At 61.3% G+C, this 14570-nt stretch carries 13 protein-coding genes; 8 read left to right on the top strand and 5 right to left on the bottom strand.

Going from position 1 to position 14570, the window contains the following annotated elements; all coding sequences use genetic code 11:
* Positions 1–3 precede the first annotated feature (3 nt).
* Positions 4–903 (bottom strand): LysR family transcriptional regulator, encoded by a 900-nt coding sequence (locus tag J1G18_RS20350; protein WP_098964452.1) that lies wholly within the window; start codon positions 901–903, stop codon positions 4–6.
* Positions 904–1188: 285 nt separating this feature from the next.
* On the opposite strand from J1G18_RS20350, the gene moaB reads away from it, so the two are divergent.
* Both moaB and glp read left to right on the top strand, forming a co-directional pair.
* On the top strand, positions 1189–1728 hold the full coding sequence (moaB, locus tag J1G18_RS20345) for a molybdenum cofactor biosynthesis protein B (protein WP_098964450.1): 540 nt from the start codon (positions 1189–1191) through the stop codon (positions 1726–1728).
* Positions 1725–2930, top strand: a complete 1206-nt coding sequence (glp, locus tag J1G18_RS20340) for a gephyrin-like molybdotransferase Glp (RefSeq protein WP_135296100.1) — start codon at positions 1725–1727, stop codon at positions 2928–2930. The genes moaB and glp overlap by 4 nt, the downstream gene beginning before the upstream one ends.
* A gap of 160 nt (positions 2931–3090) precedes the next feature.
* On the opposite strand, the gene J1G18_RS20335 is transcribed toward glp, so the two are convergent.
* Together J1G18_RS20335 and moaA are read right to left on the bottom strand one after the other, a co-directional pair.
* Positions 3091–3990, bottom strand: coding sequence for a bestrophin family protein (locus J1G18_RS20335; RefSeq protein ID WP_135296099.1), 900 nt, complete (start codon positions 3988–3990; stop codon positions 3091–3093).
* A gap of 35 nt (positions 3991–4025) precedes the next feature.
* Positions 4026–5024: a GTP 3',8-cyclase MoaA gene (moaA, locus tag J1G18_RS20330; protein WP_223008338.1), complete on the bottom strand. Its 999-nt coding sequence runs from the start codon at positions 5022–5024 to the stop codon at positions 4026–4028.
* Positions 5025–5381: 357 nt separating this feature from the next.
* Here moaA and J1G18_RS20325 point away from each other — a divergent pair, with 357 nt between their 5' ends.
* The 5 genes from J1G18_RS20325 (at position 5382) to J1G18_RS20305 (ending at position 11503) form a co-directional block, all read left to right on the top strand.
* Positions 5382–7706, top strand: a complete 2325-nt coding sequence (locus J1G18_RS20325; RefSeq protein WP_135296098.1) for an FdhF/YdeP family oxidoreductase — start codon at positions 5382–5384, stop codon at positions 7704–7706.
* 106 nt (positions 7707–7812) lie between these two features.
* The gene (locus J1G18_RS20320) at positions 7813–9216 is read left to right on the top strand and encodes a cytochrome ubiquinol oxidase subunit I (RefSeq protein ID WP_223008375.1); all 1404 of its coding nucleotides are present in this window, start codon (positions 7813–7815) and stop codon (positions 9214–9216) included.
* 3 nt (positions 9217–9219) lie between these two features.
* Positions 9220–10236, top strand: a complete 1017-nt coding sequence (gene cydB, locus J1G18_RS20315; protein WP_123588303.1) for a cytochrome d ubiquinol oxidase subunit II — start codon at positions 9220–9222, stop codon at positions 10234–10236.
* Positions 10223–10378, top strand: coding sequence for a DUF2474 family protein (locus J1G18_RS20310; RefSeq protein ID WP_098964444.1), 156 nt, complete (start codon positions 10223–10225; stop codon positions 10376–10378). Before cydB ends, J1G18_RS20310 begins: the two co-directional genes overlap by 14 nt.
* Before the next feature lie 666 nt (positions 10379–11044).
* Entirely contained in the window at positions 11045–11503 is a 459-nt protein-coding gene (locus J1G18_RS20305) for an REP-associated tyrosine transposase (RefSeq protein WP_135296095.1), read from the top strand.
* A 437-nt stretch (positions 11504–11940) separates the two neighbouring features.
* On the opposite strand, the gene J1G18_RS20300 is transcribed toward J1G18_RS20305, so the two are convergent.
* On the bottom strand, positions 11941–12792 hold the full coding sequence (locus tag J1G18_RS20300) for a CAP domain-containing protein (protein WP_098964441.1): 852 nt from the start codon (positions 12790–12792) through the stop codon (positions 11941–11943).
* 199 nt (positions 12793–12991) lie between these two features.
* Here J1G18_RS20300 and J1G18_RS20295 point away from each other — a divergent pair, with 199 nt between their 5' ends.
* Positions 12992–13612 carry a cell wall hydrolase gene (locus J1G18_RS20295; protein ID WP_183780631.1) on the top strand — a complete coding sequence of 207 codons (621 nt, stop codon included), beginning with the start codon at positions 12992–12994 and terminating at the stop codon, positions 13610–13612.
* On the opposite strand, the gene J1G18_RS20290 is transcribed toward J1G18_RS20295, so the two are convergent.
* A complete protein-coding gene (locus J1G18_RS20290) occupies positions 13609–14496 on the bottom strand; it encodes a LysR family transcriptional regulator (RefSeq protein ID WP_027611719.1) in 888 nt (295 codons plus the stop codon). The genes J1G18_RS20295 and J1G18_RS20290 overlap by 4 nt on opposite strands.
* Positions 14497–14570: the final 74 nt, after the last annotated feature.

The following is a 14570-nucleotide window of genomic DNA, read 5'->3' as shown; positions in this document are numbered from 1 at the left end:
CACTCAAACAACCGGCACCTCACCCCCAAACATTTTTCGCGCCTCGGCAAAACACTTCTCGGCAATCGCCGAACGCGGCTCGGTCTTGCGCATTACCAGCCCCAGCGGCGCCAGCACGCTGGCATCCGGCAGTTGCATGAACGACAGGTGTTCGATGGGCTCTTCCAGCCCGCTGTCCAGTGGCATGATCGAGCAGCAGAATCCTTGGTGGATCGCCTGCAGCAGTTGATAGGTCGAATCACTTTCCAGGATCGGCTGCGGATTCAGCCCGCGACTGCGGAAGCTCAGGTCGATGGATTTGCGGTAATGCATGCCGGTGGTGATCATCCCCAGCGGCAGTTCGGCGGCGTCTTCCCAGCTCATTTCCGAGCCTTCGAAATGGTAGTGACGGTTGTCGTAAAGCAGACCGACGCGGGTTTCGCCGATCTCGAAAAAATCGAAATAGTTCGGGTTGACGTGGTCGAGGTAGCACACGCCCAGATCCAATTGGTTGTTGCCCAAACCGGCGATGATCTCGTCGGAACTCCCCGACGACAGGCTGAATTTCAGCTCGGGATAGGTCCCGGACAAACTCTGAATGTAATTGACCGGGTTGAAGTTGCTCAGCGGCACCAGACCCAGGCGCAAGCTACCGACCAGTTGCCCGCGGCAGGCCGCCGCTTCGGCGAAAAGACCGTCATGCGCGGCCAGCAGTGTGCGCGCCCAGGCCAGCACCCGTTCGCCGGCCTGCGTGAAACCCTCGAAGCGCTGACCGCGATTGACCAGCACCAGATCCAGCTCATCTTCCAGATTGCGCAGGCGCATCGACAGGGTCGGCTGGGTGATGTGGCAGCGGGCGGCGGCCTGGCCGAAGTGTCGGGTTTCGTCCAGTGCGATCAGGAACTTGAGTTGTTTGATGTCCACGAAGGCACCTGCTCGTTGAGAAATTGAATGGAGTATTGACGCAGATGCGCGCAGCGCACGGAAAACGCGAGGTGCGACGATCTCATTTGACCGTGTTTGCGTCCAATCGGAAGCATTGAAAAGCCTATCGATCAGCTCTATCGCCCATGGTTTCAAACGCTTTGGCCGAGGTCAACGGCGCCGATAGAGCAGCTCGATAATGTGGTTGGCCAGAGTGATTAGACAGTACTCATAAGTGGCACTTAGGCTGCTCGGCAATCTGATTGACTACTGCCGGAGATTCCCATGAGTGCGAAAGCGGATGCCCTGTTTGTCCCCCTGAACATAGCCGTACTGACCGTCAGCGATACTCGCGATTACGCGAGCGACACGTCCGGCCAATTGCTGGTCAGCCGCTTGCTGGAGGCCGGCCATACCCTGAGCGAGCGCAATCTGCTCAAGGATGACCTGTACAAGATCCGCGCCCAGGTCGCGCACTGGATTGCCGACGACAGCATTCAGGTGGTGCTGATCACCGGCGGCACTGGTTTCACCGGGCGCGACAGCACGCCGGAAGCGGTGGCCTGTCTGTTCGACAAGCAGATCGACGGGTTTGGCGAGTTGTTCCGCGCCATTTCGATTCTCGATATCGGCACGTCGACTGTGCAAAGCCGCGCGCTGGCCGGGCTGTCCAACGGCACACTGGTGTGCTGCCTGCCGGGTTCGACCGGTGCCTGTCGCACAGCGTGGGAAGGTATCCTCGCCGAGCAACTGGATAACCGCCACCGCCCGTGCAACTTTGTGCCGCACCTCAAATCAGTCGCTGCCTGTGGGCCGCGCGGATGAGCAAGGCAGGGTTGATGCCGGTCGAGGACGCCCTCGACCAATTGCTCGGCATGGCCAATGAGCAACGTCTGGCCGATAGCGAAATTCTGCCGCTCGACGAGGCACGTGGGCGGGTACTGGCCAGTGATCTGGTCGCCTCGCTCGACTTGCCGCCGTGGCCGAACAGTGCCATGGACGGTTATGCGTTGAACCTGGCCGATCTGCATCGTCAGCCGCTGAAGGTGTCGCAAAAGGTCTACGCCGGTCTGGCACCGGACGCGCTATTGCCCGGCACCTGCGCGCGGATCTTTACCGGCGCACCGTTGCCACCTGGCGCTACCTGCGTCGAGATGCAGGAGAACGTCGAAGTACTCGAGGACGGCCGCGTACGCTTTTTGCAGCCGCTGAAAGCGGGGCAGAACATTCGCGCGCAGGGTCAGGAAAACCGCGTCGGCGACATCCTGCTGCGTGCCGGCAAACGCCTCGGGCCGTTCGAACTGGCGGTCGCCGCCGGGCAGGGGCTGGCACAGTTGCACGTGGTGCGGCGCCCGCGCGTGGCGCTGCTGTCCACCGGTGACGAACTGGTCGAGCCGGGCCTGCCGCTGCGTCCCGGCAGCATCTACAACAGCAATCGTGTGCTGCTCGGCCACTGGCTGAAGGAACTGGGCTGCGAGGTGATCGACGCCGGGATCCTCCCGGATCGTCCGGCGCAGACGCGGCTCAAACTTGAGCAACTGCAAGTGGCGGCTGACCTGATCCTGACCACCGGTGGTGTGTCTGCCGGCGATGCCGATTGCCTTGGGCAGGTGCTGCGCGAGGACGGCAAACCGCTGCTGTGGAAGTTGGCGATCAAGCCTGGCAAACCGCTGACCGTGGGCCATTTCGGCACGGTGCCGGTGATTGGCCTGCCGGGCAATCCGACCTCGGCGCTGGTGACCTTCGGCCTGCTGGCGCGGCCGTACCTGCTGCGCATTCAGGGCGTGGAAGAGGTCATGCCGTTGAGCTTCACGGTGAATGCCGGGTTCGCCTGGAACAAGGCGGGCAGCCGTCGAGAGTATCTGCGGGTGCGGCTGGAGGCGGGGCGCGCGGTGTTGTATCCGAACCAGAGTTCCGGCGTTTTGCTCGGAGCGACCTGGGCCGATGGGCTGGTGGAGGTGCCGGAAAACAGCACCCACGGCATTGGCGATCCTCTGCGTTTCATTCCCTTCAGCGAACTGTTCTGACCCCGACACACATCCGAATGTGGGATGATCAGCCATTCTGCGGGGTGTACCTGGAACCTGTAGGAGCGAGCCTGCTCGCGAAGGCGGCGGCACAGTCAATATCTTCACTGACTGGTCGACCGCTATCGCGAGCAGGCTCACTCCTACAGAGGGAACGAGCTCAGCTCAGCACATAGTCCACCGGCAGCAACATCGGCGGCAGGTCGGTTTCGCCCAGTTCGCTGAGAATGTCACGCTCGATAGTGCGCACCAGCGAGTCAGTCGCCAAATCGTTTTCGTCGCGGCCGAACGGGTCTTCCAGTTCATCGGCAATCGCATCCAGACCAAAGAACGTGTAGCTGACAATCGCCGTGAACAGCGGGGTCAGCCAGCCCAGCGGTTCGGCCATGGCGAACGGCAGCAGGATGCAGAACAGGTAAATCGTGCGGTGCAGCAGCAAGGTGTAGGGGAAGGGCAGCGGGGTGTTCTTGATCCGCTCGCACACCGCTTGTGCCTGAGTCAGGCTGGTCAGGTGATTGGCCAGCAGCATGTAGCGCCACTCGCTCAGTTCACCGCTTTGATGCATATCCGAACATTGCTGGCCGACCTGCTGCAGAATCCGTCCACTGTAGTCCGGCACCTGCGCATTGTGTTGCGGGGTGATCCACTTGCTGCTGGCCGCCGCTTCGCTTTCCCGGCGCAATCGCGCATTCAGCGCATGAGCAAACCCGCAGAGGTTGAGCAGCAACGGCTTGCGCTGCGCCGATTCGCGGATGACATGGGTTTCGCGAATCACCGAACGGATGTGCACCAGCACATCGCCCCAGGCCTTGCGCGCTTCATACCAGCGGTCGTAGCAGGCGTTGTTGCGAAAATTCATGAAGATCGACAGCGACAGCCCGAGCAGGGTGAACGGCGTGGCGTTGACCTTGGTGAAGTTGCTCGGATGGAGCATTTCAATCAGCACGATGGCAGAAGCCAGCAGGGTGACCATCAGGGTGCGCAGGGCGATACGTTTGGCGATCGAACCCTTGAGGGTGAAGAGGATGGCGAATTGGTTGACCTTGGGTCTGATGATCATGCTGGGCGATCCCGGTTCCGCAGGGTGAGGGCGGCTCAGCCGCCGGTCATGTTCATGAAGCGCACGACCTGAACGTCGTCGTTCACTTCGAAATTGTGCCGATACGGCTTGAGTTTCATCGCTTCGATGATGGCCTTCTCCAGCCGCTTTGGTTGCCCCGGATGAGCGCGCAGCACGGCTTTGAGATCCATCGAATGCTCGTTACCCAGACACAGTAGCAGGCGCCCCTCGACAGTCAGCCGCACGCGGTTGCAAGTACCGCAGAAATTGTGGCTGTGCGGCGAGATAAAGCCCAGACGAATGTCCGGCGCCTCGGCCAGCCGCCAGTAGCGCGACGGGCCCTGGGTCGACTCGGCGGAGTCGATCAGGGTGTAGCGCTCGGCGATTTTTTCGCGCACCTGGGCGCTGGAGAAAAACGACTCGGCGCGGCTGTGTTCGCTGATGATCCCCAGCGGCATTTCCTCGATGAAGGAGACGTCGAGCTGGCGGTCGATGGCAAAGCTCACCAGATCGTTGATCTCCTGATCGTTGCGCCCCTGCATCACCACCACGTTGAGTTTGGTTCGGGTGAAACCGGCCTTGCGCGCCGCATCGATGCCGCTGATCACCTGTGCCAGATCACCGGTGCGGGTCATTTGCTTGAAACGATCCGGGTCGAGGCTGTCGAGGCTGATGTTCAGCCGCTTGACCCCGGCGTCGAACAACGGCGCGGCGAGTTTGCCCAGCTGCGAGCCATTGGTGGTCATGCACAGTTCACGCAGGCCGGGCAGGGCGGCGATCTGCTCGCACAGCTTGACCACGCCCGGACGAATCAGCGGCTCGCCGCCGGTCAGGCGAATCTTGCGCGTGCCCAGCGCCACGAAGCTCTGCGCCAGTTGATAAATCTCTTCCAGGGTCAGCACTTGCTGGCGCGGCAGAAACTGCATGTCCTCGGCCATGCAATAGACGCAGCGGAAGTCGCAGCGGTCGGTGACCGACATGCGCAGATAGTCGACGCGGCGGTTGTAACCATCGATCAAGACACGCTCTGACATGACAGCCTCGCAGAAGTGGGAAGTCCGCATGGACGGAACCGGTTAGCGCAGATTATGGGCAACTTCAGATCTCGTCCAATCACTGTTTATGACTGCTTGATTGAGCGCGTCGATGATCAATTATTTTCTCTGGAAAGTTACCGCTTTAGTTTCGCAACACCCCGTAAATAAAGGGTTTTTCGCCGTGATAGAGGGTTTCGATAATGTGGTCATAAATAGCGATTAGACAATGTTTTGTAACGGTTCATATCCTTGCTCCGGCAACTGAAACGACCACTTTATTGCTGTGCAAAGTCGGCCGTCGCTGTTTAACCAAGATCAGGTTCATGCCTGTGTGCATCGTCATGGAGATGTCCCATGTCACAAGTCGACCGTTACAAACCTTACAAGGGTGCCGCTGCCGGTTGGGGGGCTGTGATCAGCCTGACCAAAAGCTGGCTGGGCAGTGAAAACGCCCTGAAAAACATCCGCGCCATGCTCAAGACCAATCAGAACGGCGGCTTCGACTGCCCGGGCTGTGCCTGGGGTGAAGCACCCGGTGCGAGCATGCTCAAGTTCTGCGAGAACGGCGCCAAAGCGGTGAACTGGGAGGCCACCGGGCGTTTGGTCGACCCGGCGTTCTTCAACAAGTACACGGTATCGAGCCTGGCCGAGCAGAGCGACTACTGGCTGGAATATCAGGGCCGTCTGACCCACCCGATGCGTTACGACGCGCGGGTCGACCGCTATGTGGAAACCACCTGGGAAGATGCGTTCGCGCTGATCGCCGAACACCTCAAGGGTCTGAAATCGCCGCACGAGGCCGAGTTCTATACCTCGGGCCGGGCCAGCAACGAAGCGGCGTTTCTCTATCAGTTGTTCGTCCGCGCCTACGGCACCAACAACTTTCCCGACTGCTCGAACATGTGCCACGAAGCCAGTGCGGTGAGCATGGGCGAGACGCTGGGCGTGGGCAAGGGCACCGTGGTCTACGAGGATCTGCATCATGCAGACGCGATTTTCGTCATCGGCCAGAACCCCGGCACCAACCACCCACGCATGCTCGAACCGCTGCGTGAAGCGGTGAAACGTGGCGCGCAAGTGGTGTGCATCAACCCGCTGAAAGAGCGTGGCCTGGAACGTTTCCAGAACCCGCAGAACCCGATCGAGATGCTCAGCAACGGTTGGGAAGCGACCAACACCGCGTACTTCCGCCCGGCGCTGGGTGGCGACATGGCGATGATTCGCGGCATGGTCAAATTCCTTCTGCAGTGGGAGCGTGAAGCCCAGGCCAGCGGTGGCGAACCGGTGTTCGACCATGCGTTTATCGCGGAGCACACTTCGGGTCTGGACAGCTACCTGGCAGAAGTCGACGCCACGACTTGGGAGCACATCCTCGAGCAATCCGGCGTGCCGCTGCACGACATCGAACTGGCCGCGCGCATGTATGGCCGCGCCAAGAGCGTGATCATGTGCTGGGCCATGGGCCTGACCCAACATGTGCACTCGGTGCCGACCCTGCAGGAAGTCATCAACCTGCAACTGCTGCGCGGCAACGTTGGCCGTCCGGGCGCCGGTCTGTCGCCGGTGCGTGGTCACAGTAACGTGCAGGGCGACCGCACCATGGGCATCAATGAACTGGCGCCGAAGGAGTTGATGGACGCCCTGGAAAAACGCTTCAACTTCAAAGTGCCGCGCATGCACGGCCACAACACGGTGATGGCGATCGGTGCGATGGAGCGTGGCGAAGCCAAAGTGTTTATCGGTCTGGGCGGCAATTTTGCCCAAGCCACGCCGGACACCCCGCGCACCCACGAAGCAATGCGCAAACTCGACCTGACCGTGCACATTTCAACCAAGCTCAACCGCAGCCATCTGGTCACCGGGCGCGACGCGTTGATCCTGCCGTGCCTCGGCCGCACCGACATCGACATCCAGGCCGAAGGCCCGCAAGGCGTGACCGTGGAAGACACCTTCAGCATGGTGCACTTGTCGTTCGGTCAGTTGAAACCGAAGTCGGCGCACTTGAAGTCCGAGCCGGCGATCATTGCCGGGATTGCCGCCGCGACCTTGGGCAAGCATCCAATCGACTGGGAGTGGGCGGTGGGCGATTACGGACGCATCCGCAACCTGATCGGCGACGTGATTCCGGGCTTCGAGAACTTCAACGAAAAACTGCTGACCCCGGGTGGCTTTCACCTCGGCAACGATGCCTCGGATCGGGTCTGGAACACCGAGTCCGGCAAAGCCCAGTTCACCCCGTGCGTGCTGCCGGAACATCTGATCAGCGAAGGCGTGCGTAACCTGCCGGTCAAGCCGGATCTGATCCTGCAGACCATGCGTTCCCACGATCAGTACAACACCACGCTGTACGGCCTCGACGACCGTTATCGCGGGGTCTACGGCATGCGCGACGTGATCTTCGCCAACGAACAGGATATCCAGCGTCTCGGTTTCGAACCGGGGCAGAAGGTCGATCTGGTGGCGCTGTGGGATGACGAGCGCGAGCGCCGGGTCAGCGGGTTCACCCTGATCGCCTACGACATTCCGCCCGGTCAGGCGGCGGCGTACTACCCGGAAACCAACCCGCTGGTGCCGCTGGAAAGCTATGGCGACCGGACCTACACGCCGACCTCGAAATTCGTCGCGATTCGCCTCGAAGCGGCCAAGGTCAGCAACCTGATCCCGTCATCGCTGGCCTGACCCGCAACTTATAAAAACACTGGCAATTTCACTGGCTGCAGGCGTTCGCGCCTGGCGGTGGCCCGGCGACGTGCTGCCGCTTTTCAGCCTGGATGAGGACATCATCATGCTCAACATGGAGGCACTGGACCTGGCGCGAATTCAATTCGCGTTCACGGTTTCGTTCCACATTATCTTCCCGGCGATCACCATCGGCCTGGCGAGTTTCCTCGCGGTACTCGAAGGCCTGTGGCTGAAAACCCGTGACGACACCTACCGCGATCTCTACCACTTCTGGTCGAAGATCTTTGCCGTCAACTTCGGCATGGGCGTGGTCTCGGGGCTGGTCATGGCGTACCAGTTCGGCACCAACTGGAGCGGCTTTTCCGACTTCGCCGGGAGCATCACCGGGCCGTTGCTGACCTATGAGGTGCTGACGGCGTTCTTCCTTGAGGCCGGTTTCCTCGGGGTCATGCTGTTCGGCTGGAACCGCGTCGGCCGTGGCTTGCACTTCTTTGCCACGGTGATGGTCGCTATCGGCACGCTGATTTCAACGTTCTGGATTCTCGCGTCCAACAGCTGGATGCAGACGCCGCAGGGCTTTGAAATTGTCGACGGTCGGGTGATGCCGCTGGACTGGCTGGCGATCGTGTTCAACCCGTCGTTTCCGTTCCGTCTGGCGCACATGGCGATCGCCGCGTTCGTCGCCACGGCCTTCTTCGTGGGCTCGTCGGCGGCCTGGCATTTGCTGCGCGGCAACAATACCGCGCCGGTGCGCAGGATGTTTTCCATGGCGTTGTGGATGGCGCTGATCGTGGCACCGATTCAGGCGGTGGTCGGTGACGCCCATGGCTTGAACACCCTGGAGCATCAACCGGCAAAAATCGCCGCCATCGAAGGCCACTGGGAAAACGCCGACAACGGCCCGACGCCGCTGGTGCTGTTCGGCATCCCCGACATGCAGGCGGAGAAGACCAAATATGCGCTGGAAATCCCGTACCTCGGCAGCCTGATCCTGACCCACAGCCTCGACAAGCAGATCCCGGCGCTCAAGAGCTTCCCGAAAGAGGATCGGCCGAACTCGACCATCATCTTCTGGAGCTTCCGCGTGATGGCCGGGCTGGGCATGTTGATGATCCTCGTCGGTCTGCTGGGGCTGGCGCTGCGCCGTGGCGGCAAGCTCTATCAGCATCGCGGCTTCCAGCGTCTGGTGTTGCTGATGGGGCCGAGCGGGTTGATCGCGTTGCTGGCCGGCTGGATCACCACCGAAGTCGGGCGTCAGCCGTGGGTGGTTTACGGCCTGATGCGCACCCATGACGCCGCGTCGCACCACTCGGTGGCGCAGATGAGCACCTCGCTGTTGCTGTTCGTGGTGATCTACTGCTCGGTGTTCACCGTGGGCATCGGCTACATGATGAAACTGGTGCGCAAGGGCCCGCAGCCGCATCACGAACATCCGCCGGAGGGCGATCAGTTGCAGACCCCGCGCCGGCCTATTTCGGCGGCTACCGCCCCGATGAAGGAGCATTGAGTCATGGGTATTCAAGGTATCGATCTCTCGTTGATCTGGGGTGTGATCATCGCCTTCGGGGTGATGATGTACGTGATCATGGACGGCTTCGATCTGGGCTTGGGGATCCTGTTTCCGCTGATCCCGGATGAGCAGGAGCGCGACGTGATGATGAACACAGTCGCCCCGGTGTGGGACGGCAACGAAACCTGGCTGGTGCTTGGTGGCGCGGCGTTGTATGGCGCCTTTCCACTGGCCTACGGGGTGATTCTGGAGGCGCTGTACCTGCCGCTGATCCTGATGCTCTGCGGGCTGATTTTCCGTGGCGTGGCGTTCGAGTTTCGCTTCAAGTCGTCGCCGCAAAAGCGTCACTGGTGGGACAAGGCGTTCATCGGCGGTTCGCTGCTGGCGACGTTCTCCCAGGGTGTGGCGATCGGCGCGTACGTATCGGGCATTCCCGTGGTGAATCGGCAGTTTGCCGGTGGCGGCCTGGACTGGCTGGCGCCGTTTCCGCTGGTGTGCGGCGTCGGTCTGGTGGTGGCTTATGCGCTGCTGGGCAGCACCTGGTTGTTGGTCAAGACCGAAGGCATGCTCGAGTCGCGGATGCGTCTGTTCACCCGGCCGCTGGCGTGGTTGCTGACGGCGATGGTGGTGGTGATTGGTGCGTGGACACTGAAGTTGCACCCGGAGCTGGCCACTCGCTGGTCGACCAGCGGGCACTTGATGGTGTTCGCCGGGTTGGTGGTGCTGGCGCTGCTGGCGTTGTTCGGGCTGCTGCGTACCTTGCGTCAGCGTCACACCCACTGGCCGTTCGTGTTCACTCTGGTGTTGATGCTGCTCGGTTACATCGGCCTGGCGCTGAGCATCTGGCCAAACATCATCCCGCCATCGGTGAGCCTGTGGGCGGCGGCGTCTCCGCCTTCGAGCCAATTGTTCGCCTTGATCGGCGCACTGTTCATCCTGCCGGTGATCCTGATGTACACCTTCTGGAGCTACTACGTATTCCGCGGCAAAGTGAGGATTGGCGATGGCTACCATTGATTCGCGTGAGGTCAGATCCTCCCGCTGGTACCAGCGTTTGGGCTGGTTGTTGCTGATCTGGTTCGGCAGCGTCGTGTCACTCGCCGTGGTGGCGAGTGTGCTGAAACTGGCGATGTATGCAGCAGGAATGAGGACCCACTGACAATAAAAAAACCGGAGCCATGACTCCGGTTTTTTTGTGCCCGCAATTCTGAACATCACTGATGCCCCCAGTGGGAGCGGGCTCGCTCGCGAAGGCGTCAGGTCAGTCGACATTGATGCTGAATGTGCCGGCCCTTTCGTGAGCAAGCCCACTCCCACCCTTGATCGCGGCCAGCCGCAAATCCTTCATCACCGACGATCCCTTGTGGGAGCGGGCTTGCTCGCGAAGGCGTCAGGTCAGCCGACATTGATGCTGAGTGTGCCGACCTCTTCGTGAGCAAGCCCACTCCCACCCTTGATCGCGGCCAGCCGCAAATCCTTCATTACCGACGATCCCCCAGTGGGAGCGGGCTTGCTCGCGAAGGCGTCAGGTCAGCCGACATTGATGCTGAGTGTGCCGGCCTCTTCGTGAGCAAGCCCACTCCCACCCTTGATCGCGGCCAGCCCCAAACCCTTCATTCACCGACGATCCCCCAGTGGGAGCGGGCTTGCTCGCGAAGGCGTCAGGTCAGCCGACATTGATGCTGAATGTGCCGACCTCTTCGTGAGCAAGCCCACTCCCACAGTTGATCCGGTGCGCAGACACATCCTGCCAACAAACATGTTCGGCGCACTGTGATGGCTGATCTAGCCTTTTTCTGAATTCAACCATGGACAAGGCAAAGGAATGCCCAAACGTTATTCATCACATCGCCTGCGAACCGGCCGTCATTGCGAAGAAAATCAGATCTACCTATTAACCGCCAATACCTTGGGGCGTGAGCCAGTGTTCACGGATTACAGGCTCGGCCGGTTGGTTGTGCATCAGTTCAGGCAGGCGCAGGAGGAGGGGTTTGCCGACACATTGGCATGGGTGGTTATGCCCGATCATTTTCATTGGCTGATCCAATTGCAAAAAGGAACACTTGGCCAATTGATGTGCCAGGTCAAATCCCTGAGTACTCGTTCAGTCAACACAGCGGTCGGTAGAACCGGGAGCCTTTGGCAACACGGTTTTCATGATCATGCATTACGTCGAGAGGAGGACCTGGTGAAACTGGCCCGCTATGTAGTGGCTAATCCACTGCGGGCCGGACTGGTAAAAAAACTCGGTGACTATCCGTTATGGGATGCGATCTGGGTTTGAACTCAGGATGCGCATTCACCGCCTTGCATCAGAATAAACGAGATCCCCAGTGGGAGCGGGCTTGCTCGCGAAGGCGTCCGCTCAGTCGACATCAATGCTGAATGTGCCGGCCCCTTCGTGAGCAAGCCCACTCCCACCCTTGATCGCCGCCAGCCGCAAATCCTTCACCCAGCACCTATCCCCAGTGGGAGCGGGCTTGCTCGCGAAAGCGGCAGGTCAGTCGCCATCGATGCTGAATGCGCCGGCCTCTTCGTGAGCAAGCCCACTCCCACCCTTGATCGCGGCCAGCCGCAAATCCTTCATTCACCGACGATCCCCAGTGGGAGCGGGCTTGCTCGCGAAGGCGTCAGGTCAGTCGATATTGATGCTGAATGTGCTGATCCCTTCGTGAGCAAGCCCACTCCCACCTTGGGTCTTCGGTGTTTTCTGAAGGCGGGCTATTGCGCCCCAAACATCGCGGTCCAGTAAATCCCGGCGCTGCTCTTTGGGTCGGTCGCGTAGGCGGCGCCGAGTTCTTTGTATTGCGGGTTCATCAGGTTGGCGCAGTGGCCGGGGCTGGCGAGCCAGCCGTCGACGACCTTGCGCACGGTGTCTTGGCCGGCAGCGATGTTCTCGCCGACCAGTTGCCCGCTGTAGCCGGCCAGTTCGGCGCGGTCGCCCGGGGTGCGGCCGTCGCGGTCCTTGTGATCAAAGTAGTTGTTGTTGGCCATGTCGCGGCTGTGATCCTGGGAGATCGTGCCCAGGCTCGCGTTCCAGGCCAGTGGCCCGGCCGCGGCAAAGGCCTGGCCGCCGCATTGACGCGGTTGGGCGCGAGCGGCGTTGAGTTGTTCGAGCAACTTCTGGCCTTCGCTTTGCGCATCGCCGAGCTTCGCCGACAGTAGAGGTCGCGCCAGCACAATACGCCAGTCACGATCAGCACGGCTGACCCCGACATCGACGAACTGCGGGTCCAGCACCACCTGGCAGAAACTTTCCTCAATCGCCTTCATCGCCGACGCTGCATCCCGTGGGCCGTTGAGGGTGATCGCCTGCACGTTGACCATCGGGTAGCTGGCGCTGGCCATGGCCTGTTGCAGATCGACCGCACCGGCGGCCGGCAGTCTCAGCCGTGGATCGGCCGACAGCGGTGGCAGTTCACTAGACGCCTGGCTGCCGCAGCGCTGCGGTTGGCTGCGGTAGGCATTGATCGACTCGATCAGTTGCGACTCGTCGGCAGCCATGGCCGAGGCGGCCACGGCCAAGCCCACGGACAGCGCGGCAAAACGCAAGACGGATGGCATGAAGCGCATGGAAATCTCCCTTGAGCTGAGTGCGCTCATGATGCGCGAAAGGCCCCTGGTCAGTGCAATGTCTTTTTCTTCATCGAGCGGTTTTTTCTGCGGAACGTTACGTCGGTATTTGCCGTCTACACTCTCCGAAGGCCCCGGGAACCGGACGTCTCCCCCACGAAACACCTTGCCCGGAACGGGCGCTGCCGGAAGAACTGACATGGGATTGAAATGGTTGGCTGGCTGTTTCGCATTAACCCTTATGGCCGGCGTTGTGAACGCCACCGATCAGACCCCGATCAAGGCCAAGGCCGAAGAGAAAGCCCAGGTGCTGGAAGAGAAGGCCGCCGACAAAGTCAGCGCGGCGCCAGCACCCAAATCCGAAGCGATCACCCCCACTGAAGTGCAGGCGGTTGACCCCGCCGGCACCGCGCCGCTGGACGATCCGATCACCTGCCTGGCGCGCAGTATCTACTGGGAAGCCAAGGGCCGCGACACGCTGGAAATGGAGGCGGTGGCCAACGTGGTGATGAACCGCCTCGGCCATGACGGCTTCCCCGACACCGTGTGTGCAGTCGTCAAGCAAGGTTCGGAAACCAAGAGCTGCCAGTTTTCCTGGTGGTGCGATGGCAAGGCCGATCAGGTCAAGGAAGACGCCGAATACACCCTGGCCAAGGACATCGCCGGCAAGGCACTCAACCGCCAGTTGCCGGATCGCACCCATGGCGCACTGTACTTCCATGATCGCCAGGTGCATCCGAGCTGGGCCAAGGAGTACAAAAAGACCGCCGCGGTCGGCAAATTCCTGTTCTATAAACCGGCCGGCGGCGATGCGCGTTAGACGCAGACTTCCCGTACACAGTTGCGCAGCCAGCGGTGCGCCGGGTCGGCGTCCATGCGCGGGTGCCAGAGCATCGACACGCTGATCGGCGGCATCCTGAAGGGCAGGGCGAAGCTGTGCAGGCCCATGCGCAGCTTGCTGGTGTGACGCTCCGGGACCGTGGCGATCAGGTCCGATTCGCGCACCAGCGTCAGCGCCGCCGAAAAGCCGCCGAATGACGTGACGATATCCCGCGTCAGACCTGCGGCGAGCAACGCTTCGTCGACCGGGCCGCTGCTGCGCCCGCGCCGTGAGATCAGAATGTGCTGGCCGCCGGCAAAGCGTTTGCTGCTGATCTTGCCCGAGCTCAACGGATGGCCTTCGCGCACCACACCGATCCAGTGATCCTCAAACAGAATGCGGCTGTGCAGCGTCGGGTCGGTGCTGTCGTCGACCACACCGGTCTCCAGATCGACCCGGCCTTCGCGCAGCGGCGTGCTGTCCTTGTCGGCTTTCTGCACAAAGCGCAGGCGCACGCCGGGTGCTTCTTCAGCGATGCGCGCGAGCAGCGCGGCGGCGAAGGTTTCGACAAAACCGTCGGTGTTGCGCAGGGTGAAGGTGCGCTGCAATTGGCCGGGATCGAGCACTTCGGCGGGACGCAACACCGCCTCGGCTTCCTGCACCAGAGCGCTGACCCGCTCACGCAATTCCAGCGCACGCGGGGTCGGCACCAGACCTCGGCCGGCGCGCACCAGCAACGGATCGCCAGTGGTTTCGCGCAGCCGGGCCAGGGCACGACTCATGGCCGACGGGCTCAACCGCAGAATGTGCGCGGCGCGGGCGACGCTGCCTTCGCGCAACAACACGTCGAGGGTGATCAACAGGTTCAGATCCGGTGTGCTCATGACATGGCGTTCCATGCAGGTATCAAGTGCAAAGCATGCGTCTTGCGCCTTGCCTTGTCGAGACGCAGGCTATG

Origin of the sequence: Pseudomonas sp. MIS38 (genome assembly GCF_019891575.1) — a bacterium.
Lineage (GTDB): Bacteria > Pseudomonadota > Gammaproteobacteria > Pseudomonadales > Pseudomonadaceae > Aquipseudomonas > Aquipseudomonas putida_A.
Note: the sequence above shows the minus strand (reverse complement) of the source record. Positions and strands in the feature narration are given on the sequence as shown.

Coding starts and splice junctions, on each gene's coding strand:
- moaB (WP_098964450.1), top strand. CDS start 1,189: ATGAGTGCGAAAGCGGATGCCCTGTTTGTCCCCCTGAACATAGCCGTA.
- glp (WP_135296100.1), top strand. CDS start 1,725: ATGAGCAAGGCAGGGTTGATGCCGGTCGAGGACGCCCTCGACCAATTG.
- J1G18_RS20335 (WP_135296099.1), bottom strand. CDS start 3,990: ATGATCATCAGACCCAAGGTCAACCAATTCGCCATCCTCTTCACCCTC.
- moaA (WP_223008338.1), bottom strand. CDS start 5,024: ATGTCAGAGCGTGTCTTGATCGATGGTTACAACCGCCGCGTCGACTAT.
- J1G18_RS20325 (WP_135296098.1), top strand. CDS start 5,382: ATGTCACAAGTCGACCGTTACAAACCTTACAAGGGTGCCGCTGCCGGT.
- J1G18_RS20320 (WP_223008375.1), top strand. CDS start 7,813: ATGCTCAACATGGAGGCACTGGACCTGGCGCGAATTCAATTCGCGTTC.
- cydB (WP_123588303.1), top strand. CDS start 9,220: ATGGGTATTCAAGGTATCGATCTCTCGTTGATCTGGGGTGTGATCATC.
- J1G18_RS20310 (WP_098964444.1), top strand. CDS start 10,223: ATGGCTACCATTGATTCGCGTGAGGTCAGATCCTCCCGCTGGTACCAG.
- J1G18_RS20305 (WP_135296095.1), top strand. CDS start 11,045: ATGCCCAAACGTTATTCATCACATCGCCTGCGAACCGGCCGTCATTGC.
- J1G18_RS20300 (WP_098964441.1), bottom strand. CDS start 12,792: ATGCGCTTCATGCCATCCGTCTTGCGTTTTGCCGCGCTGTCCGTGGGC.
- J1G18_RS20295 (WP_183780631.1), top strand. CDS start 12,992: ATGGGATTGAAATGGTTGGCTGGCTGTTTCGCATTAACCCTTATGGCC.
- J1G18_RS20290 (WP_027611719.1), bottom strand. CDS start 14,496: ATGAGCACACCGGATCTGAACCTGTTGATCACCCTCGACGTGTTGTTG.